Raw genomic sequence first — 21,535 nt, 5'->3', positions numbered from 1 at the left:
GATCAAGGCCGCGCGCGCCGCCGCGCCGGAGGGCGAGGGCGAGGCCGCGGGACGACTCGAGTGCCAGTGGCAGCGCGACCAGCTCCCGGACGCAATTCGCGAGCTGGTCCTTGACGACCAGCGGTTGCGGAACGACATCTGCTGGTCGGTGTTCGACTGCTGAGTGCGTCGCCGGCACCGCCACGCGCGGAGCGGTGCCGGTCTAGCGGGTCGTTGTCGGGACAACCGTCGAGTGAGGTCCTCGGCAACGGCCCGTTCGCGTAGCCCAACCCATGCGAGCGAAGCGTGCACACCCGGGCATCGATGGAGCTCGACACCCGGGTGTGCCCGGTCAGCGGAGCAACCGGTCAGCCAGGGTGATCCATTGGTCTGGATGGACGAAAGCCACCACCGTGTCGTGGGCGATCCCCGCCTGTGCGAAGGCGTCGTCCACTCCGGCGTATCGCGTGGACAACGATGCGTGCAACGACCCGCCGATGCCGGCGAAACCCAACTTCACCATGTCCTGGTAGGCGAGGCCCTCGGCCACCAGCGGTTCGGACCGTCGCTCGATCCGCAGTATCGCCGAGTCGACCGACGGCACCGGCCTGAAGCTCTCCCGGCCGATCCGTCCGAGCAACTCCCAGGTGAACCACGGCCAGCTCTCGACCGTGACCAGGCTCCAGCGGCCGAAGTCGCCGGACCGTTTGCGTGCGTACTCCAATTGCGTGACAAGTGTCGCCGATGTCAGCGACGGGGCCCGCAGGCACCAGTCGACGATCTTCGACGTGATCGAGAACGGGATGTTGCCGACCACCGCGAACGGCTCGCGCGGCGGCCGGGCGGCGGTGAAGTCGCCCCTGACGACCTCGAGCCCGGTCCTGGCCTTGAGCTGGACGGCCAGTAGCGGGTCGATCTCGTAGCCGACGACATCGGCTCCGGTTCCGGCCAGGGCGACGGTGAGCGCGCCCTTGCCGGACCCGGGCTCCAGGACGAGGCCGGCCGGTCTTGCCGCCTCGACCACCTGGTCGACGGCGCGCCCGTCGGTCAGGAAGTTCTGCGAGAGCTCGCGCCTGGCTCGGTCTCTGGGCGTGTGACCGCCCTTGCTGCGAGCCTTCGTCTGCGTGTGTGAATAGTTTCCGTGTGCGAATGACTGTGACGCCACAGCTGCTGCCCTTCCGGGTCCTCGAGTGAAAGAAGGTCTCGAAGGGCCCTGGGCGCGCCAGCGCGACCGGCGGTCCGCTAGCGGGCCAGAGCCCGGCTGTGGCGGATGCGGATGAAGTAGAGGCAATGCATGCGGCAGAACGTACGGAGTTGTCTCTTCCGCCGCAACGCATTTAATCGAGATGCAACCCGGCGGTCGGATGGCTCATCGTTTCTGAGCTATCGACGCGCGGGAAGCGGCAGCCACACCGGCTCCGCCGGGATCCGTTCCAGCACACCGCCGGCGAAGACGTCGTACATCGGAAGCTGCTCGGCGTGCACGTAGCCGATGTGGCAGTCGCACACGTCCAGCGGACAGGGACGCGGCCGCAACGCCTGCTCGAAGGATCCGTCGTACAGGTTGCCCAGTTCCTCGGGGACGAAATGGCAGCGCCGGACGGTGCCGGCGCCGTCGACGGACACCACCGAGTCCCCCGTGCGGCACGCGCGCCCCCGCGTCCGGTGCGGACGCCGGCTGAACCCGAAGAGCGGGTCGATCCCGACCCAGTCGGCGGCGCCGGCGTCGGTGTACTCGTGGCCCTCGGCGGCATTGACCCACAGGTACACCGAATCGGGCAGCTCGGCGCGCAGCCGCCGGGCCGCCTCGAGATGCTCCGGCAGTCCGACGACACCCACGCTGAAGCGCACACCGAGCGCGGTCAGCTCGGCGGTCTTGGCCAGGAACCGGTCGTGGGGCGTCTGACCCGGGTGGTACGTGCACCACAGCGCGACCGCGTCGCGGTCGGCGTCGGCGAGCCAGCCGGTGCGGCAGCTGAGGTTGGTCTGGATCGCCACCTTGCGGACCTGGGGCAGTCGCGACAGCGTCACCAGGGCCCGCCGGTACCAGGACCGAACCAGCCCCTCACCCCACGGCGTGAACAGGATCGACAGCTCCCGGTCCTGGTCCGCCACCCACGCGCAGAACCGTTCCAGGGCGGCCCGGTCGGCGCGCAGCTGTTCGGGGGTGTCCCGGCGTTTGGCGAAGGGGCAGTACGGGCAGTCGTAGTCGCAGGACGCCAGCGGGCCCCGGTACAGGATGGTCAGCACCGTCAGCGGCCTTCGTACTCGGCCATCGCGGCCCGCACCTGCGGGGAGAACAGCTCCGGTCCGAGGGCGTCGGAGTACGCCAGGCCCAGTGCGGTCAGCTGCACCCGGTCACCGTCGGAGCGAAGCCATCCGCGTTCGGTCCACCGGTCCAGCTCGGTGCCGAAATGCTCGTGCGGGTCGACGCCGAACTGGGAACGGTAGTCCGCCAACGGCATTCCCGTGGCCTGCAGCACGGACTGCAGCAGGTGCCGGCGTCGGGCCTCGTCCTCGGTCATCGCGTGGCCCACCACGGCGCGGCGGAAGTCCTCGACCGTGCCCGCCGCGAAGTCGTCGATGATGGCGCGTACCTCCGTCGCGCCGACCGCGTAGTCGAAGGAGTAGTGCAGCCCTCGGGTGTACGACCTTGCGCCACAACCGAGTCCGATCATCCCGTCGGTCTGGCAGGCGTAGTCGTTCGGACCGAAATCGGGTGCGTCGGCGCGGCGGAACATGCGCATCGACTCCTGGACGTAGCCCGCCGCGATCAGGTGATCGCGTCCGCGGCGGTACAGGTCCAGGCGGTGGGCGTCCCATGCCGGATCGGGCCCGGCACCGCGGCGGGCCAGACCCGTCAGCGGCCGCACGTACAGCGGGTACAGGTACAACTCCTCGGGACGCCAGGTCAGCGCGGCGTCGAGGGAGGCGATCCAGGATTCCGGTGTCTGGCCGTCGATCCCGTAGATCAGATCGATGTTCAGGACCGCGATCGCGGCGTCGCGGATCCGTTGCAGGGCGGCCTCGACGTCCGAGCGCCGTTGCGGCCGGACCGCCGCCCGGGCCTCGGTGTCGTCGAAACTCTGCACCCCGAGGCTGAGCCGGGTGACGCCGCGCTCGGCCAGCACAGCGAGCCGGTCGGCGGTGGCCGTGGCCGGGGACGCCTCCACCGACAGGGGGACAGCCCGCAGGTCGGCGCCCATGCTTTCGGCGATGTCGCACAGCCGGTTCAGTTCCGCCGCGGTCAGGTAGGTGGGGGTCCCGCCGCCGAACGCCGCCGTCGCGAACCGGGCCGCCGGTGTCAGGGCCTCGCGCACCGCCTCGGCCTGCCGTTCGAGGGCGTCGAGGTATCGGGTGGTCAGCTCGCCCGGTGCGCCGACTCGGGTGAAGAGGTTGCAGAAGCCGCAGCGCACCTCGCAGAACGGCACATGCAGGTACAGCGACAGTGCGTCCTGTGGTTCGTCCGCCCACAGCTCGGTCAGGGTTGGACGCGGGTGCAGCGGCCGGTACGCCGTCTTGTGCGGATACGCGTACACGTAGTTCTGGTACGGCGGAACGTATCCCGTCGGGGCCACGCCCGGAGGCATCGGCAGGGGCAGGTCGATCGCAGTCATTGTGGTCCCTCGAGGAAGAAGTGGGCGTAGGGCACCGTCCACACCACGGGATGGCCGAGCCGATGCCCGGTGTACCCGTCCTCGCCGTACGTGGTGCCGTGGTCGGAGCACACGATCGCGAGACACCGGCGCCGGCTCGACATTGCCGCGAACAGCCGCCCGATGTGCCGATCCACGTACTCCAGCGCCGCCGCGTGCGTCGCCCGGGTGTCCCCGTGATCGGCGGTGGCTCCGTCGGTGAAGAACCAGTTTGGTTGGTGCAGTGCGGAAACGTTGACGAAGAGGAAGAGGCGGCGCTCGGCGGGAAGCCGGGCCACCGCCTGTGCGGCCAGGTCCACCTGTGCCTCGAACGAGGTCGGCGAGGTCACCCCGAGTTCGGGAGACCAGTGCGCCTCGTCGAACAGATCGGGAAGCACCGAACCCAGCGCACCTTGGCGGTTGAAGAAGCCGACACCGCCGATGCACACCGTGCGGTAGCCGGCGGCGGAAAGGCCCGCGACCAGATTCGACTCCGCGAACACGAAGGTCCCGTTCGCAGTGGACTCGCTCCCGGCGAATTCGGCCGCGAACAGCCGCGGGTGCGGCCCCTGCCGGGCCGGGGTGGGGAGGAACCCGGCGAACATCGCCTGGTGCGTGGCGTAGGTGAAGCTGCCGGGGGAGTGGCGTTCCTCCCATCGGCCGCCGGGCAGGTGCCGCGCCAGGTTCGGGATCCGCCCGGCGGCCGCGAGCTCGCAGGCCACGTCGTAGCGCAGGGTATCGAGCGTGACCAGCAGGATGTCGTCGGTGCCGACGACGGTGTTCATGTCCGGCTGTGCCGCAGTCGATTCCGGCGGTGCGGCGGGCACCCCGTCAGGCCGCGGCATGATCGGCCCATCCCGTGACCGCGGCCAGTTGCGCCGCATAGGTGTCGAGCCCGTCGGCGCGGCCCGGGAGCCCGCTCAGTCCCGGGAGCAGGTCGCCGAAGGCGTTCACCTCACCGACCGCGGCGCCGCGCCAGTTCGCCGCGGGCAGCAGGTCCACCCCGACGCACAGGGTGCGCGGGAACTGTGCGGCGGCCCGTTCCGCGACGGCGAGCGCGTTTTCCCAGCCGTATCCCGCGGCGTCGAAACCTGCCCGCGCGATCTCCAGGTCGCCGCGTTGCCCGCCCAGGTGCAGGTTGGTCATGGGGTGGGCGCTGGTGCGGAGCACCGCGTGGGTCGCCCGGCCGGCGACCACCACGATGCGTAGGTCCGCGGCGGCGCCCCGCCACGACGGCTTCGGCAACCACGCCTCGATGTGCAGGCATTCGCCGGCGAGAGCGTCGACCAGGTCTCCTACCTCGGCCTCGCCCGTGAGCCGGCGGACGCGCAGGGAGTTGTAGACACCGTCCACCGCGATCTCCGTGCTGCTGCGGGCCTGCACCCGGCCACCGGAGGCGGTCTCCACCGCGATCACCCCGGCCGCGGAGGATCCGTGCGCGGGTTTGACGAAGAACCGCCGCAACCCGGCGGCGGCGGCCAATTCGCGCACCTCCGGCCAGTCCCGCGGCACCGGCGCATCGCCACCCGAGGTGGGGGAGGCCGGCACCGGGACACCCCCGGCCGCGAGGGCCGCGTGGCACCGTCGCTTGTCGAACAGCACGGCCAGATCGTCCGGATCGGTCAGCCGTCGCCCGCCGCGCAGCGTTCCGACCGCGGCGAGCAACGATGCGTACCACCGCGATCCGCCGGCGATGCGGGTCGGATCTCCGGGTCCGCGCAGCAGCGCGTCCACTTCGGCGTCTTCGCCGGGCGAGTCGAGGCGCACCAACTCGTCGGGGTCGAACCGTGCCCCGCGCTCGGTGAGCACCTCGCGCCAGGACACCACCCGCGGGGTGGGCATGCCGGAGCGGGCCGCGGCGTCCAGCAGCATCGTCACGCGGCGGTTCTCCGGATTGCCCACTACCGCCAGGCGGGGAGGGGTCATTCGCTGACCGCGACCGACCGGTAGATGGTTCCGTCGTACTCGTCCTCGTCGGCGTCCTCGGCGTCGAGGTTCAGTTTCACACCGGACGGTTCGAGTGCCGCCCGCAGACGCTCCCGCATGCCGCCGCTCAGGTAGTTGTGGTGCAGGTCGAGCGACTCGAGGTGGGTGAGCGGCTGCCCCGCGAGCAACGCCTCGGCGCCCGCGTCGAGGAGGATGCCCTTGGACAGGTCCAGGAAGCGCAGCTGCGAAACGATCGGTGCCGTCGCGACGGCGGCCGCGATCTCGTCCTGGTACTCACTGTTCGACAGCGCCAGGCGCGTCAACCGGGGGAGCTTCTCCCCGGAGAGGATCGGGGCGAGATCCTCGACGGTCGAATCGGCACCGTAGTTCTCGTCGCCCAACCACAATTCGAGGGCGGTCAGGGCGGGCAGATCCGAGGCGGCGACGGCCCGGACCACGTCGGCGGGCAGGCCGCCCGTCTCGATCACCAGGCTGCGCAGGTTCTCGTGCCGGACAGGGTTCAGCACCAGTTGGTTGCCGCCGCGCACCCCCAGGCGCTCCAGCCGCGGAAACGCGGTCAGCAGGGCGGTGACGTCCGACTGCACGATCCACGAGATCTCGCAGTCCTCGGAGGTCATGTCCCCGAGGAACAGGGACCGCAATGCGGGCAGTTCGCCGGCGGCCGCGGCGAGAGCCGCCACCACGGGAGCGGAGCCCTCGTCGTACGGATCGGACCAGCCGCCGACAACGATCGCCTGCACGCTCGCCGGATCGACCGCGGCACGGAACTTTGCGAACGCCTCCGGCCAGTCGAAGGGCGGTTCGTACGTGGGCACGGAGATTCGCCAGGCGACCGGGCCCTGGTCGGRCATGGTGGGGGCGGTGGCAGTGTCGATGGGGAACTCCACGACGGGAAGGCCGTGGAATTCGGTCTGCAGCTCTGTGATCACCTGGGGCGCTCCTGGTTCTCGGGTGGATTAGACGGGGATTATGCCGGACTTGCGAAGTTCGAGATGAACCCACCGGGTCGACGGGTGCCACCTCGAGATGTGTTCAGTGACGGTGATCGAGTCCGGCTTCGGTGGGGTGCACACGTAGGGATGCACCCGGGGGAAGATGGCTCATGCCCTTCACTCTGCCTGCAGGCACCGACATCCTGGTCGAGACCGAGGTAAAACACTCCCGGTTCATCGCGGTGCTGCGGCGTGTCGACCGAGCAGCCGAGGCGCAGGACTTCCTCGACGAGCAGCGACGCCGGTATCCCGATGCGCGGCATCACTGTTGGGCCTACATCACCGGAAACGAGCCCTCGGAGCGGGCCGAACGTGCGGGGGACGACGGGGAACCCGGCGGAACCGCCGGGGTGCCGATGCTGCAGGTACTGCGCACCCGCGACCTGGTCGACGTCGCAGTGGTCGTGACGCGGTACTTCGGTGGTGTCAAACTCGGCGCCGGTGGGCTCGTGCGGGCGTACTCGGGGGCGGTGGCGGCGGTGGTCGACGCGGCGCCACTGGTCGGCCGCGAACGCCTCGAGCTGCTGACACTCGAGGTCGGTCACGACACCGCCGGCAGGGTGGAGGCCGAACTCCGCGGTCGCGGAGTCGCCGTCGTCGACACCGACTACGGGGCGGCCGTCACCCTCACCCTCGCCACCCGGGACCCCGCCCGGCTGGCCGACACGGTTGCCGAAATCACGGCCGGCGCAGGCGAGCTCGTCCCGGCGGGTGCGCGGTGGGTGGACGTGTGAGCAGGCCGCGAGCGGGTGTCGACGTCACTCTCGCCCCGCCGAGATCCATCGCGGTCCATTGAAGGTCAGGTTGCGATCGCCGGTCACCAGATCCGCCGCGCGGTCGAGCCTCGACATCTGGTCGTCGCCGAGCACCACCCGGACCGCGCCCGCGTTCTCGTCGACCCGCGCCGCCCGGCGGGTCCCCGGGATCGGCGCGACCGGCACACCGAGCCGCTCGCCCTGTGCCAACAGCCATGCCAGCGCCACCTGCGCCGGCGTGGACGACGCCTCGTCGGCGACCGCGCGCACCACGTTCACGACGACCTGGTTCGCCTCGAAGTTCTCGTCGAATCGGGGCTGTCCCTTGCGCATCGAACCGGACACGCTGTCCTTGGTCAGCGTGCCGGTGAGGAATCCGCGACCGAGCGGCGAGTAGGGCACGAAACCCGCCCCGACCTCGATCGCGGCGGGCACCACCTGACGCTCGACATCGCGCGACCAGATGCTCCATTCGCTCTGCACCGCGGTGATCGGATGCACCGCCGCGGCCGCACGCAGCTCGTCGCCGGTCACCTCGGACAGCCCGAGGTGCCGCACCTTGCCCTCCTCGACGAGTTCGGCCATCGCGCCGACGGTCTCCTCGATCGGCCGGCCGAGCTCACGCCGGTGCATGTAGTACAGGTCGATGACGTCGGTGCCGAGCCGCCGCAGCGAGGCCTCGCACGCCGACCGGACGTAGTCGCGGTCGCCGCGGGTCGGCGTGTCCCCGGGCAGGTCACCGATTCTTCCGGTGATTCCGAACTTGGTCGCGAGCTGAACCTCGTCGCGGCGAGTGCGCAGCACCTGGGAGATCAGTTCCTCGTTGGTGCCCGCGGGCCCGAGCGCGTCCGGGCGGGGGCGGCCGTACACGTCGGCGGTGTCGATGAAGGTGACGCCGATGTCGAGCGCGTGGTGCAGGGTGGTCAGCGCCTCGGAAGGATCGGTCGGCCCGTAGACGTGGCTCAGCGCCATCCCGCCGAAGCCGATGCGGCTGACCGCCAGCCCGTGGCCGAGGTCGACCGTCGATGCCTGACTCATAGCGAATCTCCTTGTCGTTCGAGAACGGTGAGGTCGGTGATCGGCGCGTCGCCGCAGTCCAGGCCGCGGTCGATCAGCCCGCGGTAGTGCTCGACCTTGTCGTCGATCGCGCCGAGGTCCTGGTGCAGCTGGTCGAGTTGGGCGAGGACTCGTTCGCGATGCGCGAGCAGCAGCGTCATCCGGCGTCCGTGGCTGGCCGCGCCCTCCTCGTAGAGTTCGAGGAACCGCCGGATCTCCGCCACCGGCATGCCGGTGCGGCGGAGCCGAATGATCAGCTGGATCATCCGCAGTGAGGCGTCGTCGTATCGGCGGCGCCCGTCGCTCCCGCGCTCGACCCGCGGGATCAGACCCTCACGCTCGTACCAGCGAAGCGTGTCGCGGGTCAGCCCGGTGGCCTCGGAGACCTCCGCGATGCCAAGTGCCGTCGTCATGAGTACCGACGCTAGGTGCTGGAGTGCACTCCAGCGCAAGCGTCGGCTCGGATTACCGCGATCCCCTCCTTTGCCAGTGCGGCCAGCGCCCGGCGATGGGACCCGGCCGTCGTGCCCGCGCAGGCATCGGCGACGACGGACACGCGGTACCCGAGCGCGCGAGCCGACCCCGCCGCGAGCGCAACCCCGTGCTCGGTCGCGATGCCGGTGAGTACGACATCGGTGATCCCGCGCAGGCGCAGGTTCGTGTCCAGGTCGGGGTTGGTGAAGACGTCGCGCTCGTACTTGGTCAGCACCAGATCGCCCTCCTCCGGCGCCAACTCCGGATGAAACGACACGCCGTGGCCCGACGGATCCGACCGCATCGGATCGGTCGGGTCCGTGCTCACGTACCGGGTGCACACAACCACCGCCCCCTCGGTCCGAAACCGGGCGCGGGCCGACGCCGCCCGGCCGATGACCTCGCGGTCGTGCGCCAGCGCGACGATCCAGTGCTGGAAGTCGATCTCGATCAGTGCGGTGGTGGCGGCCATTCGCGGCACGCTAGCGGCTGGAGCGCGCTCCAGCGCAAGCCCCGTGCGCAGGGTCGGCTCACCCGAACCGGGGCAGTCCCCACCGGGAGCGCCACGGGAGGTGGTCGTCGTCCACTTCCGCTGTGGCGGTTCCGGTATCGCCTGCTCCATAGCGTCTCCGCGCGAGTCGACGTGGGTCTTGACACGACGTCAGCCACGGCCGTTGACTGGGACGCAAGCTTGTGTTGGCTCGCCCGACGGTGTTCTGGGAGGTTGACGTATGCGCGGCAGAGGATTCGCGGGTCCGGGGCATCGACGCGGGGCAACGTCCTGCCGCAGGACCGTCGCGGTACTGGCACTGGTTGGAGCGTGCGTCCTATCCCAGGCGGCTACCCAGACGGCCGTCGCCGAACCAGCCGCAGGGAACGTCGACACCGGGTTCGCGATCCCCTTTTCCGGGGCGCCCGGCTACGAGCACCTGGCGCCGACACAGGTGACCGGCCCGGGTCAGCTCAACCAGCCACTCGGACAGCAGGCGGCGGACGAGATTGCCGGCCAGGTGGGGCTCAGCAGGGCCGACGCCCTGTCCGAGCAGCAGTATCGCGACCTCGTCACCGGCGGCGGAGTGGGCGGCAGCCGCGAGGCCGGCGAGGTGATCGATGCATGCGCCCGGATCCTCACCAATACGACCGGTCGTCCCCTCTACGCCGACGTCGACGGCCACCCCACACCGTCGGTTCTGGCCAGCTACGGGCTCTACGTGAACACCGGGGGACTGCTGGAGAGTCCGGCCAACGCGGACGCGCCGACGAGGCAGGTGAACTCCCTGATCGCCCCCGGCGGGTTTGTGGGCACGTGGCTGAGGGACAACGGTGCGACACGGACCCTGACAGCGCTCTACCGGTCGGCGTACACGGTGCAGGCGGTCTACGGCTTCGCGGCGCAACAGATTTCGGGCGCAGCTCAACTGGTGACCAACACCAAGGGGGGTGCGAGCTCGGAGGTGGGCATGTCGATGGCGCCGCCGCTGTGGACAGTGAACTTCGCCCTGCTCTACATATTGAAGCCCTCCCTGGCGGCCGCAATGCCTGCCCACTGGGCCCCCATTCCCTCGGCGGTTGCCGACGCCGTCAGGTCGAGCCCCACCGGCCAGGTTCCTTTCAGCGACTACGCGTCCTACTTCCGGTGATTCGATTCCGGAGCCCCGGCGAGGTCTCGCCGTCCACCGGTCGTAGGTCCGGCACGCCTGATTGGACCGGTCTCTCGGGTCTCGTCGGCCCGCGTCAACGCCGCGCCAGGGGTTGACAACATACAACCAATTGGTTGTAGGTTTGTTGTGTGAACGGAGACGACGAGGACCGCGCGGACGCCCTGTTCCGTGCGCTGGCCGACCGGACGCGGCGCGACATCATGCGTCGGGTGCTGGCCGGGGAGCACTCGGTTTCCGCGCTCGCCGCGAAGTACGAGATGAGCTTCGCCGCGGTGCAGAAGCACGTCGCCGTGTTGGAGAAGGCCGGCCTGATCACCAAGCGACGCAGCGGTCGAGAGCATCTCGCCAGCGGCGACGTGACGGCGTTGCGGTCGGTGGCGGCCATGCTCACCGAGTTGGAGCAGGTGTGGCGCGGCCGTATCGCACGTATCGACGAACTCATCGCGTTCGACTCGCCCAAGGAGGGCTGAACCATGCCTGTGACCGACGTCCAGCAGGACCTCGACAACCGGACCCTGACCATCACCGCAGACTTCGCCGCGCCAGTGGAGCGCGTCTGGCAGGTCTACGCCGACCCGCGCCAGTTGGAGAAGGTGTGGGGCCCGCCGACCTACCCGGCGACCGTGGTCGACCACGCGCTCACACCGGGTGGCCGCGTCACGTACTTCATGACCGGCCCGGACGGCGACAAGTTCGCCGGCTACTGGGAGATCTCGGCGGTCGACGAGCCGACGAGCTTCTCGTTCGACGACGGTTTCGCCGACGAGGATTTCAACCCGAACCCCGCGATGCCGGTCTCGAAGAACGTCTTCACCTTCGCCGAGCACGACGGCGGCACGCGCGCGACCTACGTGAGCACCTACGAGTCCGCCGAGGCGTTGCAGCAGGTGCTGGACATGGGTGTGGTCGAGGGTGCCTCGTCGGCGATCAACCAGATCGACGACCTGATCGCAGCCTGAGAGCGCGCCGGCGCCGGACCGCCCCCCAGGGTCTCGGGGGCGGCCCGGCCGAGCGCGGGTTGATCGCCGGCCCCGGGTCGGGTGGCCTGCTGCTCGCCGCCTCCGGCGGCCCTGCCGGAGGCGGCGAGATGGCATCACCCGAAGGCGGTTTCCTCGAGCTCGACCATCTGGCCGGGGATTGCCCTGTGCAACCGCGCCGCCGCGATCGCCACCCGCTACGGAGAGTCATCCTGAGGGTTGTCGAGCGGCGACCGGCCCAGGGGCGCGGAGATCAACCGACGAGGGGCTCGGTGACCCCGAGCGACAGGGCGCCCATGATCTTCGGGGCGCCCTTCTCGTAGAACGTGTCGAGGTCGCGGATCTCGAACCCGGCTGCTCGCACGAGAGCGGGGATCTCGCGGGTGAGGTGGCAGCCGCCCGCAAGGGCCTTCTGGATCGGTTCGAAGCGGTGCTGCCAGCGTCGGACCTTCTCGTGCGGGGCGCGACCGTGTTCGACGAAATGCAGGGTGCCGCCCGGCTTCAGGACCCGCCGCACCTCGCGCAGGGCGGCGTCCACGTCGGGGATGGTGCACATCGTCCAGGTCGACAGTGCGGTGTCGAAGGTGTTGTCGGGGAAGGGAAGTGACTGGCCGTCCAGTCCGGAGCGTTCGACGGGGACGGGGGAGGCCGCGAGTCGTCTGCCGGCCAGCTTCCACGCCAGGTCCGCGGGTTCGACGGCGCTGACGGAATCGACGGTGGACGGGTAGAACGGAACATTGAGACCGGACCCGAACCCGATCTCGATCACGCGACCGTGCAGTCCGGCGCACACCCGCTTCCGTGACGGTTCGGTCAATGACATCCCACACGAGCTGTTCACCAGTCGTGGAACGATCTGATCCCCATAGAACCCCATGACAGCCTCCCCGTTGCTCGCAATTCCCGCCTGTCCCAGCATTCTACGGTCACGCAGGGTATTGGGCCGGCGACTTGCGTTGCGCGGGCGGGCTCGATGGCGCGCACTGAGAATCTCGCATTACGGGATTATGATCCCATCAAGTGAACAAACGCGTACGCTTGAACCATGGGCAACGAGGAAACCGTTTACACGCACGGTCACGACGAGTCCGTGCTGCGCAATCATCGATGGCGGACGGCCGCGAACTCCGCTGCGTACCTGCTGTCGAGCCTGCGGCCGGACATGGCCCTCCTCGACGTCGGATGTGGTCCCGGGACAATCACCGCCGACCTCGCTGGACTCGTCGCGCAGGTCACCGCCGTCGAAAAGACCGACGGCGCACTCGACCTCGCCCGGGAGGAATTCGCACGGCGCGGCGTCACCAACGTGGAGGCGGTCGTCTCCGACATCCACGCGCTCGATTTCCCCGACGACACCTTCGACGTCGTCCACGCCCATCAGGTCCTGCAACACGTCGGCGACCCGGTGCAGGCGCTGCGCGAAATGGCGCGCGTCTGCCGGCCGGGCGGCATCGTCGCGGCCCGTGATGCCGACTACGCCACCTTCACCTGGTACCCCGAGAATCCCGAGCTCGACCAGTGGCTGTCGCTCTACAAGGACATCGCCCGCGCGAACGGCGGCGAGCCCGACGCCGGCAGGCGCCTCCGTGCCTGGGCGCACGCCGCCGGCCTCGACGACGTGGTCGCAACGGCGAGCACGTGGTGCTTCTCGTCCGACGACGACAGGGAATGGTGGGGCGGGTCGTGGGCCGACCGGGTCCTGCACTCGAACTACGCCGACCGGGCCGTCGAACTGGGACTCGCCACCCCGGATGACCTCGCGCGCCTCTCGGGAGGCTGGCGAACCTGGTCCGCCGACGACGACGGTTGGTTCGCCCTGGTCCACAGCGAGATCCTCTGCCGCGTAAGCGTGTAGCGCCCGCGGCAACCAGGCCGGGGTACTCAGTCCAGCGCCATCCGCACCGCGAACACTCCGAGTATCCCCCCGGCGAGCCACTTCTGGATGCTCAACCAGACCGGCCGCCGTGTGAGAAACGACGAGATGGACGACGACGCCAGGACGATCATGGCATTGACGGTCACCGCGACCAGGATCTGGATGGTTCCCAGGAGGAGGGACTGCTGCCAGACGGGGCCGCGTGACGGATCGACGAACTGTGGGATGAGTGCGACATACATCAGGGCGATCTTCGGATTGAGGATGTTGGTGACAAATCCCATTCCGAAGAGTCGGAAACTGCTGTGGCGCTCCAGGTTTGAGACTTCGAACGCGGACCTTCCGCCTGGTCTGAGCATGCGCCAGGCGAGATAGCCCAGGTAGGCCGCGCCGGCAGTCTTGATCACGACGAACAGTGCGGGGACAGCGAAGAACACGGCGGTGAGTCCGAGTGAGGCAGCAGTCAGATAGGCGAGGAAGCCGACGGCCACCCCGCTGAGCGACAACATTCCCGCACGCCGCCCCTGGCTGATGCTGCGAGAGGCGAGGTAGATCATGTTGGGTCCCGGGGTCAGGACCATTGTCAGAGCAACGAGTGCCACTCCTGCCATCGCGGCCGTTGTCACCATCGTCGATTCCTTTGACTCGTCATGCGGACTTGTCGAGTCAACCTCGGGTGGGTTCCGGCGCCAAGATCCACTTGGGAGTGAGTGGACTGCTTGGTCGGCCGCTGGGCCCACTTGCCCGAGGTCGGGCGGTCCGGAAGTCGGCGCGGCCGCTGTTCGCGTGGGCGGCCTCGGTCTCCTCAGCGGTCAGCTTCCGGGTGCGGACTGCAGGTCCTCCTCCGCGACTCCCAGCCCGGACAGGTAGGCCGCGGCCGCCGGCGCCGGCCGCCGCCGGCTCCACACCAGGTGCTCGACCCTCGTCGGGGGGTCGAGCAGCTCGACGACACACAGGTCGGGGAACTGCGACACCACGGATGCGGGCAGCAGGCCGATGCACAGGCCCTGCCGAATCAGGCGCGCGAAGAAGTCCACGGCCATCACCTCGAAGGCGACCTCGCGCCGAACGCCGGCCGCCGCGAAGGCCTCGTCGGACTGCGCGCGGCCGCCGGATCCCGCCGGGAAATCGACGAATGTCTCGCCGGACAGCCGGCGTAGGTCCACCTCGTGGTCCTCGGCCAGCGGGTGGCCTGCGGGCACCAGCGCAACCAATTCGCCACGCGCAAGCTCGATCCTTCGCACCCCCGTCGGCTGGATGCCCGGCGCCAAACCGAGGAAGGCGACGTCCAGGGCGCCCTGCCGGACGTGGTCGACCAGGTCGCCGCTCGCGCCCATCCGCAGGCTGATCCGCACCTGCGGGTGGAGCGAACGGAAGTCCCTCAGCGACGCGGCGAGGTCGATCGCGCCGACAGTCGGGATCGCGCCGATCGCGAGCCGGCCCCGGATCTCGCCGGCGGCGGCTGTGACCTCCGCGCGGGCTCGCTCGGCGGCTTCCACGCTCTGCCGGGCAGCGGGGAGAAATGCCTCGCCGGCGGGTGTGAGTTGAACCCTACGGCTGGTCCGGTCGAAGAGCTTGGCACCGAGTTCGCGCTCCAGGCGGGCAATCTGGTGACTCAGGGCGGACTGGACCACCAGGCAGCGCTCCGCGGCCCGGGTGAAGTTCTTCGTCTCCGCGACGGCGATTACGTAACGCATCTGCTGCAGCTCCATCCATCTATCGTGAATCACGATCGTTTCGGTGACAAACATGTGTTGGACTCATTGATCAATCTTGGCCAGGCTTGCGTGCATGACGAACTCGATGACGCGAACCGGGCAGCGCGGCCCCGCGGATGCCCCGGAGGCCGGGGGAGGGCTGAGCCGGGGGCTGCTGCTGCTCATGTCGGTCTCGACCGGGCTCGTGGTGGCGGGCAACTACTTCGCGCAACCGCTGCTGGACGTGATCCGCCGGGACCTCGAACTCAGCCCGTCGATGGCGGCGCTGGTCGTCACCGCCGCCCAGGCCGGCTACGCCCTGGGCCTGATCCTGCTGCTTCCGCTGGGAGACCTCCTGGAGAGGCGCCGCCTGACGGTGGGGTTGTTCGGCGCCACCGCGGTGTTCCTGCTGATGTCGGCCACCGCGCCCAACGGCGCCGTGCTCCTGGCGGGCACCGCCCTCGCCGCCGTGACCTCGGTGTCGGCTCAGGTGCTTGTGACATTCGCCGTTGCCCTCGCGTCGCCCGAGCATCGCGGCCGGGTGGTGGGGACGGTTATGAGCGGACTGCTGCTCGGAGGCCTTCTGGCACGGACGATCTCGGGGGTGTTGTCCGAGTTCGGGGGCTGGCGGACGGTCTACTGGGTCAACGCGATCCTGCTGGCCGTCGTGGCGGTGTTGCTGTGGCGCGTCCTGCCCCGACTGCACACGCCCGCCGGGATGTCCTACCCCGCCTTGCTCCGCTCGACCGTGGTCCTGTTGCGGACCGAACCCGTACTTCGTTGGCGTGCAGGCATTGCCGCGCTCTCGCTCGCCTCGTTCAACGTGTTCTGGACCGCGGTGACCTTCCTGCTGGTCGGAGACCACTACCGGTGGTCGGAGGCGGTCATCGGACTCTTCGGACTGGTCGGTGTCGCGGGGACGATCGCCACCCCGGTGGCCGGCCGGCTCGCCGACCGCGGATACGTGCACTGGGTGGCGGGGGTGGGCACGGCGTTGCTGGCCCTGTCCTGGATCGCCATCGGCGCCGGTGGGACTTCGCTCGCGTGGCTGCTCGGCGGGTCGATCGCGTTGACCGTTGCGCAGCAGTCCGTGCTCAACAGCAACCAGAACGTCATCTATGCGCTGGCTCCCGAGATCCGCAACCGGCTGAACTCCGCGTTCATGACGGCGTTCTTCGTTGGCGGCGCCGTCGGCTCGGCGATGACCGCCGTCGCCTGGGTGCGTGGTGGATGGTCCGGGGTGAGCGTCCTCGGCGGAGCGTTGGCCGGCGCCACCTTCCTGGTGTGGGTCGCCGAACGCGTGAGCACCGCGCGGCGTCGTCCGACCCTGTCAGCGTGATCGCACCGATTCCGGGCGGTCCGGTCTTCCAGTCCCAATCCGGTGGGAGTGAAACAACGAGGGCCCTGGAGGCGGGTAGGCGCACCGGCCGGTACCCGGTTGGGCGCGGACGACCTGCTGGTCGGCCCCGCAGGCGAGTCGGTGATCTCCACGGAGGACCTCGCGATGGCACTGCTCGACGAGGCCGAACGGCCGGCACACTGCCGGGTCCGGTTCACCGTCGCCTACTGATCACCCCGGCCGGTTGCGCGCCACCGCCACCGCTGGCCGACGTGGCCACCACGGTCGACATCGAGGGCATCCGTCTCCTCCGCGAGGACGTCGCGATCGTGGCCTGCATCAAGCACGTGCTCGACCTGAGAGAGGTTGCGGTGCAGGGAGACACGGCTATGGTCCTGCCCGCCACATCGGGCGGCTCACCTACGTCATGGTGAAGGACGGCGACGACTCGATCGGCGCCGCGCCCCGGAACCGTCGATTCACAAGCCCTTGACCGCAGTCCCGTCCCACCGTGGGTCGGTCAGCAGTTCCGGTGCCGGACCGACGAAGGCGCGTGCGGCGTCGGTGTCGGCGGTGAGGGTGAAGCGCAGCCACGCGGTGAGGTACCCGCGGAATCCACCTCCGTCGGTGGGCCAGTTGTGCCCCACCCCCAGCAGGCGGCCGCGAGCCGCCGGCACCGGGCTCACGGCGTGATAGGCGGCCTGCGGTATGGCCGTCGAGACAGGATCCTCTGCCCCGGTCAGGTAGAACACCGGACCTGTCAGTCGAGTCACGTCGACCACGTCGACGGGCCGGGTGGCCCACCAGGGATCGGGCAGGTCGAGCACGGCGGTGGAGGTGATGAGTCCGTCGGAGTCGGTGCTGGCATTGATCGATCCCCCGGCGCCCTGCGAGTGTCCGACGGCGGCGACGTTCGCGACGTCGATGCGATCGTGAAAGACGCTCTCCGGGTTGTCGTTCTGCGCCACGATGTACCGCGCTGCCGCCAGGATCTCGGTCCCGTCGCCGGTGACGCTGCTGTCGGCGACCACGACGACGAAGCCCCAGGAGGCCAGGTGGCGTAGCAACTCCTCGTACTGCTCGTACGTCGCGTGGCTTCCGTTGCCGAAGGTGACCACCGGATGGCGCTCGGGGCTGGTGGCGATGTCGGCGGGATGGAACACCTGGTATCCGGGCACCGCGACCGATGTGACGGCGTGGATGCCTGCGGCCGCATAGCGCTCGCTGACGGATTGCCGTTCCGGAGCGGCGGGAGCCGCCGGTGCCGTGGGACCTGCCGCGGGAACCGATGCGAGGGCCGGGGCTGAGAATCCGGACGCCATCGGCATCGCGATGATCGCGGCGAGGAGCAGTGTCCGGGTGCGTCGGGTGGTGGGCAGCAGAGGTCGCCGTATCGTCACGAAAACCCATCCTACCCAGCATCGGTCGCGGAATCTCGTGCGAACATGGCCGCCATGCCCAAATCTGTCGAACCCCGGCGCAGCGCCCCGGCCGCCACCACCCCGGCTCCGAACGTCGAGACCCGGCCCCGCGTGTGCGTCATCGGTGCGGGGTCGTCGGGCATCGCCGCGGCGAAGGCGCTCCACGTCGCCGGCATCCCGTTCGACTGCTTCGAGCAGGGCAGCGTGATCGGCGGCAACTGGGTATACGACAACCCGAACGGCGTGTCCGCCTGCTACGAGACGCTGGAGATCAACACGTCCTGCCCGCGGATGGCGTTCTCGGACTTCCCGATGCCCGCCGACTATCCGCCCTACGCGCGGCACGACCAGGTCCGGGCCTACTTCGAGTCCTACGTGGAGCATTTCGGGTTCCGGCACACCATCACCTTCGGCACCACCGTCGAGCAGGTCGAGCAGGCGCCGGACGGCACGTGGTCGGTGCGTACGACCGGCCCCGCCGGCGAGCGCGTGGAGAGCTACGACGCCGTGCTGGTTGCGAACGGGCACCACTGGGACGCCCGCTGGCCGGACCCCACTCCGGGGAGCTTCACCGGCGAGCAGATCCACTCCCACGACTACCGCACCGCCGACCAGCTGGCCGGCCGCGACGTGGTGGTCGTGGGCATGGGGAACTCGGGTCTCGACATTGCAGTCGAGGCGTCCAAGGTCGCACGCAGCACCACGCTGGCGGTGCGTCGCAGCCACTGGGTGATGCGCAAGATGCTGCTCGGCAAGCCCGCCGACCGATTTGTGATGCCGGGCTGGATGCCGGGCTGGGCGATCTCTGCCGGGCTCCGCGTCACCGCCCTCACGGCCGGTGACCTGACCCGCTACGGGCTCCCGCGGCCGACACATCGGCCCGGTCAAGCGCACCCGGTGCAGTCCGAGCAGATCCGCGCGCGACTGCAGGCCGGTGCGATCACCCCACGTCCGAAGATCGACCGGTTCGACGGCGACACAGTCGTTTTCGAGGACGGGACCCGGTCCCGGGCCGACCTGATCGTGTGGGCCACCGGCTACCGGGTGAGCTTTCCGTTCTTCGACTCGGAGCTCGTCGCCGCCCCCGAGAACGACCTGCCGCTGTGGAAGCGAACTGTGCACCCGGATCTTCCCGGCCTGTACTTCGTCGGGCTTCTGCAGCCGCTCGGCGCGGTGATGCCGCTCGCCGAGGCGCAGGGCGCGTGGATCGCCGAGACCCTCGCCGGCCGGTACCTACCGCCGCCCGACGCCGAGATCCGGTCGCAGATGACGGCCGAGCACGATCGCGCCAAGCGGCGGTTCTACAACTCGCCACGGCACACCATGGAGGTCGACTTCGAGCACTACCTCTGGAGTCTCGAGCGGGAGCGACGGCGCGGTGCCCGCCGTGCCAGCGCCGCGCGGTGACCGGCAGTGCGACGGGCACGCGCGGTCATGGTGACTGGCCCGCAAGCGGCATGAACTGGGTGGTGGACCGGCCGACAATCACGCCTGACGAGGGCGCCTGATCACACAAGTATGCCGACGGTCTGGTGCGTCAGCCGGCGAGCTGCTTGAGGACCGCGAGGTTGGCGGCCATGCCGTCCCGCCACACGGCCAACCGGTGGGCGAGAATCGTGCCCTCCTTGTCCGGGTACTGCTCGATGAAGTCGGAGAGCGGTGACCGCCCCGTGCCCGCCTTTGCCCACTGTCGAACGACCGCGCCGTCGCCGTCGGAGTCGACCTCGAAGCCCCAGACTGCCAGCGGCTCCTCCGCTGGGCCGACACGCCACACCCAGCGGCGACCGTCCTCGACCTCGGTGATCTCCGGCTCGGTGTGCCACTCTCCCGCCTGCGGGTTGGCGTTGTACCCACGGAATCGAGCGCCGACGGCGACCCCGGTCGCCCCGTCCAGCCACTCCACCCGCTGCAGTTCGCCGTCGGCGCGGGTGGGCAGCTCGATGTCGGTGATCAGCGCCCAGGCGTGCTCGGGACTGCAGTCCAGGCGTTCGGAGACCTCGACGGTTGGGGTATCGCGCAGACGCATGAGGCTCCTCCGGGGCTGGATTCGGTGTGCGAGGGCTAGGCGGTGCCGATGCTATGTGAGTAGAGACAGAAGAGGAGAGAGGGGTTCACCAACGGCGGGTCGTGCTGGGTCATATGTGGATTGGGGCCGCTCCGGCCGTGTCCACGTTCGCCGAGCCTGAGCGACCTCTGAAGGTCCTGACCGCCGCGATCACGGCGGCGCAGCACGCGGCGCCGACCGCCATCGACGTCCAGAGCAGCGGCTCCCGGCCGCCGGCATCGCCGAACGACAGCAGTCCCAGGTTGACGACGGCATGGAACAGGGTGGCGACAAGCAGGTTCCCGCCGCGGAACGGGTCCAAGAGGACCGCCAACAGCACCGACATGGCAATCGTCGCCATCAGGAAGGCGGCCGCATACGCGAGCCCGACCGTGAAGATCTGCACATGCCACACCCCCCACACGGTCCCGACCAGCACGCCGGTGACCAGTACGGAGTACCTGCTGCGCAGATGGGGCTGCAGGAAACCGCGCCATCCAATCTCTTCGCCGCAGGCGCCGACACACTGCGCGAGGACGAGCAGTCCGATCGACGCCGACCCGGCGTGCACCGCGGAGAGGCTGACGCTGCCGCCGAGCGCGACCAACACCACCGCGGGCAAGGCCAGGACGACGAGCACCGATCCGGCGGCGGTGGCCGCCAGAGCCGTGTCGGGCCGCCACAGACTCATCTCGAGCGGTGCAACCCACCGGCCCCGCCACGCCAGCAGGACCACCGCCGCCGCGACCGCGGGTGCGAACTGCACCAACTCGAGCAGGTCTGCATCGGGGCCGGTCACGGACTGCGTGGCGACGAGGATGCCGCCGACCAGAAACACGACCAGCGTGTAAACCGTTGTCGGCGCCCACATCCGGGGCGGTCGTGAAGTCATGCATCAGAGCCTCGCGCGGCGCCCCCCGGGAGCACATCAACCCTCGGTATCGACCGTTCCTGATACCCAGGGGTCATCCCGCCCCTGTCTCAACGCTTGGCCCCACCAGCGTCTCGTCGAGAGTTCTCGCAGATCCTTGTCTCAGCTTTCGGCGACAGCGGCAGCGAGGCGTCGCGGATCGGCAACAGGCCCCGGCTAGTCTCGGGACATGCTGGCCACCGCGATCATCGTCATCACCTTTGCCCTGGTCTTCTATTCGATCGGCGTGTGGTCGGAACGCATCCAGAAGACCCTGAAGTGGTGGCATGCCGGCGCCTTCGCGCTCGGCCTGGTCTGCGACGCCACCGGTACCTTCCTGATGAGCAAGATCTCCGACGAGTCATCGGAGACCGGAACATCCACCTTCGACCAGATCATGATCGTCACCGGAGCCCTGGCGATCGTGCTCATGGCCATTCACCTGGTGTGGGCCGTCATTGTCCTGCTCCGCGATCGACCCTCCGAGAAGGCGAAGTTCCACCAGTTCAGCCTGGTCGTGTGGTCGATCTGGCTGGTGCCCTACTTCACTGGGGCCATCGGCGCCATGACCGGCTAGCTGTACCCGGCCAAGACGTTGGTAACAGGCGTGTCGGCTTGATGTGAAGAGAACCTCCGGTTGAGGTGTGGCTTGTCGAAGGCCCACTTCCCACCGGAGGTTCTCGTGCCCCACCGTAATGCCCGCACCACGTATCTCGGGAGAATGCTCATCGTCGAGCGCCACCGAGACGGCTGGCCCAAGGCCCACATCGCC

Annotated in this window: 25 protein-coding genes and 1 pseudogene; 11 read left to right on the top strand and 15 right to left on the bottom strand. The window is 69.4% G+C overall.

The window, feature by feature from the left end; translation table 11 throughout:
- Positions 1–163 (top strand): annotated as a pseudogene (locus tag AC1DU4_RS23065) (putative immunity protein); the annotation flags it as partial.
- 168 nt (positions 164–331) lie between these two features.
- Here the strand turns inward: AC1DU4_RS23065 and erm are convergent.
- From erm to AC1DU4_RS23035, 6 genes are all read right to left on the bottom strand, one after another.
- On the bottom strand, positions 332–1,144 hold the full coding sequence (gene erm / locus AC1DU4_RS23060; RefSeq protein WP_477843822.1) for a 23S ribosomal RNA methyltransferase Erm: 813 nt from the start codon (positions 1,142–1,144) through the stop codon (positions 332–334).
- A 218-nt stretch (positions 1,145–1,362) separates the two neighbouring features.
- Positions 1,363–2,229, bottom strand: coding sequence for an STM4011 family radical SAM protein (locus AC1DU4_RS23055; RefSeq protein ID WP_477843820.1), 867 nt, complete (start codon positions 2,227–2,229; stop codon positions 1,363–1,365).
- 2 nt (positions 2,230–2,231) lie between these two features.
- The gene (locus AC1DU4_RS23050) at positions 2,232–3,596 is read right to left on the bottom strand and encodes an STM4012 family radical SAM protein (RefSeq protein WP_477843818.1); all 1,365 of its coding nucleotides are present in this window, start codon (positions 3,594–3,596) and stop codon (positions 2,232–2,234) included.
- Positions 3,593–4,459, bottom strand: a complete 867-nt coding sequence (locus AC1DU4_RS23045) for an STM4013/SEN3800 family hydrolase (RefSeq protein ID WP_477843816.1) — start codon at positions 4,457–4,459, stop codon at positions 3,593–3,595. Before AC1DU4_RS23045 ends, AC1DU4_RS23050 begins: the two co-directional genes overlap by 4 nt.
- Positions 4,446–5,540 (bottom strand): STM4014 family protein, encoded by a 1,095-nt coding sequence (locus AC1DU4_RS23040; protein ID WP_477843814.1) that lies wholly within the window; start codon positions 5,538–5,540, stop codon positions 4,446–4,448. Before AC1DU4_RS23040 ends, AC1DU4_RS23045 begins: the two co-directional genes overlap by 14 nt.
- Complete coding sequence (locus tag AC1DU4_RS23035; protein ID WP_477843812.1) at positions 5,537–6,490, bottom strand: STM4015 family protein; 954 nt, start codon at positions 6,488–6,490, stop codon at positions 5,537–5,539. Before AC1DU4_RS23035 ends, AC1DU4_RS23040 begins: the two co-directional genes overlap by 4 nt.
- Positions 6,491–6,663: 173 nt before the next feature.
- Between AC1DU4_RS23035 and AC1DU4_RS23030 the strand changes: the two genes are divergently transcribed.
- On the top strand, positions 6,664–7,287 hold the full coding sequence (locus tag AC1DU4_RS23030) for an IMPACT family protein (RefSeq protein ID WP_477843810.1): 624 nt from the start codon (positions 6,664–6,666) through the stop codon (positions 7,285–7,287).
- 24 nt (positions 7,288–7,311) lie between these two features.
- On the opposite strand, the gene AC1DU4_RS23025 is transcribed toward AC1DU4_RS23030, so the two are convergent.
- From AC1DU4_RS23025 to AC1DU4_RS23015, 3 genes are read right to left on the bottom strand one after another with little or no spacing between them, the layout of a single operon-like run.
- Entirely contained in the window at positions 7,312–8,346 is a 1,035-nt protein-coding gene (locus AC1DU4_RS23025; protein ID WP_477843808.1) for an aldo/keto reductase, read from the bottom strand.
- Complete coding sequence (locus AC1DU4_RS23020) at positions 8,343–8,777, bottom strand: MerR family transcriptional regulator (protein ID WP_477843806.1); 435 nt, start codon at positions 8,775–8,777, stop codon at positions 8,343–8,345. The genes AC1DU4_RS23025 and AC1DU4_RS23020 overlap by 4 nt, the downstream gene beginning before the upstream one ends.
- Before the next feature lie 11 nt (positions 8,778–8,788).
- On the bottom strand, positions 8,789–9,310 hold the full coding sequence (locus AC1DU4_RS23015; protein WP_477843804.1) for a cysteine hydrolase family protein: 522 nt from the start codon (positions 9,308–9,310) through the stop codon (positions 8,789–8,791).
- Positions 9,311–9,569: 259 nt separating this feature from the next.
- Here AC1DU4_RS23015 and AC1DU4_RS23010 point away from each other — a divergent pair, with 259 nt between their 5' ends.
- The 3 genes from AC1DU4_RS23010 (at position 9,570) to AC1DU4_RS23000 (ending at position 11,458) form a co-directional block, all read left to right on the top strand.
- Entirely contained in the window at positions 9,570–10,478 is a 909-nt protein-coding gene (locus tag AC1DU4_RS23010) for a hypothetical protein (RefSeq protein ID WP_477843802.1), read from the top strand.
- 149 nt (positions 10,479–10,627) lie between these two features.
- The gene (locus tag AC1DU4_RS23005) at positions 10,628–10,969 is read left to right on the top strand and encodes an ArsR/SmtB family transcription factor (RefSeq protein ID WP_477843800.1); all 342 of its coding nucleotides are present in this window, start codon (positions 10,628–10,630) and stop codon (positions 10,967–10,969) included.
- A 3-nt stretch (positions 10,970–10,972) separates the two neighbouring features.
- Positions 10,973–11,458 (top strand): SRPBCC family protein, encoded by a 486-nt coding sequence (locus AC1DU4_RS23000; RefSeq protein ID WP_477843798.1) that lies wholly within the window; start codon positions 10,973–10,975, stop codon positions 11,456–11,458.
- Positions 11,459–11,729: 271 nt separating this feature from the next.
- On the opposite strand, the gene AC1DU4_RS22995 is transcribed toward AC1DU4_RS23000, so the two are convergent.
- Entirely contained in the window at positions 11,730–12,353 is a 624-nt protein-coding gene (locus AC1DU4_RS22995) for a class I SAM-dependent methyltransferase (protein WP_477843796.1), read from the bottom strand.
- Positions 12,354–12,521: 168 nt separating this feature from the next.
- Between AC1DU4_RS22995 and AC1DU4_RS22990 the strand changes: the two genes are divergently transcribed.
- On the top strand, positions 12,522–13,331 hold the full coding sequence (locus AC1DU4_RS22990) for a class I SAM-dependent methyltransferase (protein ID WP_477843794.1): 810 nt from the start codon (positions 12,522–12,524) through the stop codon (positions 13,329–13,331).
- A 26-nt stretch (positions 13,332–13,357) separates the two neighbouring features.
- Here AC1DU4_RS22990 and AC1DU4_RS22985 read toward each other — a convergent pair whose 3' ends face one another.
- Both AC1DU4_RS22985 and AC1DU4_RS22980 read right to left on the bottom strand, forming a co-directional pair.
- On the bottom strand, positions 13,358–13,981 hold the full coding sequence (locus tag AC1DU4_RS22985; protein WP_477843792.1) for a LysE family translocator: 624 nt from the start codon (positions 13,979–13,981) through the stop codon (positions 13,358–13,360).
- A gap of 183 nt (positions 13,982–14,164) precedes the next feature.
- Complete coding sequence (locus AC1DU4_RS22980; protein ID WP_477843790.1) at positions 14,165–15,064, bottom strand: LysR family transcriptional regulator; 900 nt, start codon at positions 15,062–15,064, stop codon at positions 14,165–14,167.
- A 79-nt stretch (positions 15,065–15,143) separates the two neighbouring features.
- Here AC1DU4_RS22980 and AC1DU4_RS22975 point away from each other — a divergent pair, with 79 nt between their 5' ends.
- The 3 genes from AC1DU4_RS22975 (at position 15,144) to AC1DU4_RS22965 (ending at position 16,822) form a co-directional block, all read left to right on the top strand.
- Positions 15,144–16,388, top strand: a complete 1,245-nt coding sequence (locus tag AC1DU4_RS22975; protein WP_477843788.1) for an MFS transporter — start codon at positions 15,144–15,146, stop codon at positions 16,386–16,388.
- A gap of 99 nt (positions 16,389–16,487) precedes the next feature.
- Positions 16,488–16,619 (top strand): hypothetical protein, encoded by a 132-nt coding sequence (locus AC1DU4_RS22970; RefSeq protein WP_477843786.1) that lies wholly within the window; start codon positions 16,488–16,490, stop codon positions 16,617–16,619.
- A 41-nt stretch (positions 16,620–16,660) separates the two neighbouring features.
- Entirely contained in the window at positions 16,661–16,822 is a 162-nt protein-coding gene (locus AC1DU4_RS22965; protein ID WP_477843784.1) for a hypothetical protein, read from the top strand.
- 45 nt (positions 16,823–16,867) lie between these two features.
- Here AC1DU4_RS22965 and AC1DU4_RS22960 read toward each other — a convergent pair whose 3' ends face one another.
- A complete protein-coding gene (locus AC1DU4_RS22960; RefSeq protein WP_477843782.1) occupies positions 16,868–17,788 on the bottom strand; it encodes a poly(ethylene terephthalate) hydrolase family protein in 921 nt (306 codons plus the stop codon).
- 54 nt (positions 17,789–17,842) lie between these two features.
- Here AC1DU4_RS22960 and AC1DU4_RS22955 point away from each other — a divergent pair, with 54 nt between their 5' ends.
- Positions 17,843–19,216 carry a flavin-containing monooxygenase gene (locus AC1DU4_RS22955; protein WP_477843780.1) on the top strand — a complete coding sequence of 458 codons (1,374 nt, stop codon included), beginning with the start codon at positions 17,843–17,845 and terminating at the stop codon, positions 19,214–19,216.
- 130 nt (positions 19,217–19,346) lie between these two features.
- Here AC1DU4_RS22955 and AC1DU4_RS22950 read toward each other — a convergent pair whose 3' ends face one another.
- Both AC1DU4_RS22950 and AC1DU4_RS22945 read right to left on the bottom strand, forming a co-directional pair.
- Complete coding sequence (locus tag AC1DU4_RS22950) at positions 19,347–19,835, bottom strand: SRPBCC family protein (protein WP_477843778.1); 489 nt, start codon at positions 19,833–19,835, stop codon at positions 19,347–19,349.
- A 109-nt stretch (positions 19,836–19,944) separates the two neighbouring features.
- Positions 19,945–20,745 (bottom strand): CPBP family intramembrane glutamic endopeptidase, encoded by an 801-nt coding sequence (locus tag AC1DU4_RS22945; protein ID WP_477843776.1) that lies wholly within the window; start codon positions 20,743–20,745, stop codon positions 19,945–19,947.
- Positions 20,746–20,953: 208 nt separating this feature from the next.
- Here AC1DU4_RS22945 and AC1DU4_RS22940 point away from each other — a divergent pair, with 208 nt between their 5' ends.
- The gene (locus AC1DU4_RS22940) at positions 20,954–21,340 is read left to right on the top strand and encodes an HsmA family protein (RefSeq protein ID WP_477843775.1); all 387 of its coding nucleotides are present in this window, start codon (positions 20,954–20,956) and stop codon (positions 21,338–21,340) included.
- The last annotated feature ends 195 nt before the right edge of the window (positions 21,341–21,535 follow it).

The sequence above is a fragment of the Rhodococcus sp. P4_F5 genome, from assembly GCF_056401315.1.
This window is presented reverse-complemented; position numbering and strand designations above follow the sequence as displayed.

Excerpts from the sequence above, each read along its gene's own strand:
- AC1DU4_RS22945 (WP_477843776.1), bottom strand. The coding sequence starts at position 20,745 with ATGACTTCACGACCGCCCCGGATGTGGGCGCCGACAACGGTTTACACG.
- AC1DU4_RS23000 (WP_477843798.1), top strand. The coding sequence starts at position 10,973 with ATGCCTGTGACCGACGTCCAGCAGGACCTCGACAACCGGACCCTGACC.
- AC1DU4_RS22940 (WP_477843775.1), top strand. The coding sequence starts at position 20,954 with ATGCTGGCCACCGCGATCATCGTCATCACCTTTGCCCTGGTCTTCTAT.
- AC1DU4_RS23020 (WP_477843806.1), bottom strand. The coding sequence starts at position 8,777 with ATGACGACGGCACTTGGCATCGCGGAGGTCTCCGAGGCCACCGGGCTG.
- AC1DU4_RS22980 (WP_477843790.1), bottom strand. The coding sequence starts at position 15,064 with ATGGAGCTGCAGCAGATGCGTTACGTAATCGCCGTCGCGGAGACGAAG.
- AC1DU4_RS22950 (WP_477843778.1), bottom strand. The coding sequence starts at position 19,835 with ATGCGTCTGCGCGATACCCCAACCGTCGAGGTCTCCGAACGCCTGGAC.
- AC1DU4_RS23050 (WP_477843818.1), bottom strand. The coding sequence starts at position 3,596 with ATGACTGCGATCGACCTGCCCCTGCCGATGCCTCCGGGCGTGGCCCCG.
- AC1DU4_RS22995 (WP_477843796.1), bottom strand. The coding sequence starts at position 12,353 with ATGGGGTTCTATGGGGATCAGATCGTTCCACGACTGGTGAACAGCTCG.
- AC1DU4_RS23025 (WP_477843808.1), bottom strand. The coding sequence starts at position 8,346 with ATGAGTCAGGCATCGACGGTCGACCTCGGCCACGGGCTGGCGGTCAGC.
- AC1DU4_RS23040 (WP_477843814.1), bottom strand. The coding sequence starts at position 5,540 with ATGACCCCTCCCCGCCTGGCGGTAGTGGGCAATCCGGAGAACCGCCGC.
- AC1DU4_RS22985 (WP_477843792.1), bottom strand. The coding sequence starts at position 13,981 with ATGGTGACAACGGCCGCGATGGCAGGAGTGGCACTCGTTGCTCTGACA.
- AC1DU4_RS22955 (WP_477843780.1), top strand. The coding sequence starts at position 17,843 with ATGCCCAAATCTGTCGAACCCCGGCGCAGCGCCCCGGCCGCCACCACC.
- AC1DU4_RS22990 (WP_477843794.1), top strand. The coding sequence starts at position 12,522 with ATGGGCAACGAGGAAACCGTTTACACGCACGGTCACGACGAGTCCGTG.
- AC1DU4_RS23030 (WP_477843810.1), top strand. The coding sequence starts at position 6,664 with ATGCCCTTCACTCTGCCTGCAGGCACCGACATCCTGGTCGAGACCGAG.
- AC1DU4_RS23045 (WP_477843816.1), bottom strand. The coding sequence starts at position 4,459 with ATGCCGCGGCCTGACGGGGTGCCCGCCGCACCGCCGGAATCGACTGCG.
- AC1DU4_RS22975 (WP_477843788.1), top strand. The coding sequence starts at position 15,144 with ATGACGAACTCGATGACGCGAACCGGGCAGCGCGGCCCCGCGGATGCC.
- AC1DU4_RS23015 (WP_477843804.1), bottom strand. The coding sequence starts at position 9,310 with ATGGCCGCCACCACCGCACTGATCGAGATCGACTTCCAGCACTGGATC.
- AC1DU4_RS23010 (WP_477843802.1), top strand. The coding sequence starts at position 9,570 with ATGCGCGGCAGAGGATTCGCGGGTCCGGGGCATCGACGCGGGGCAACG.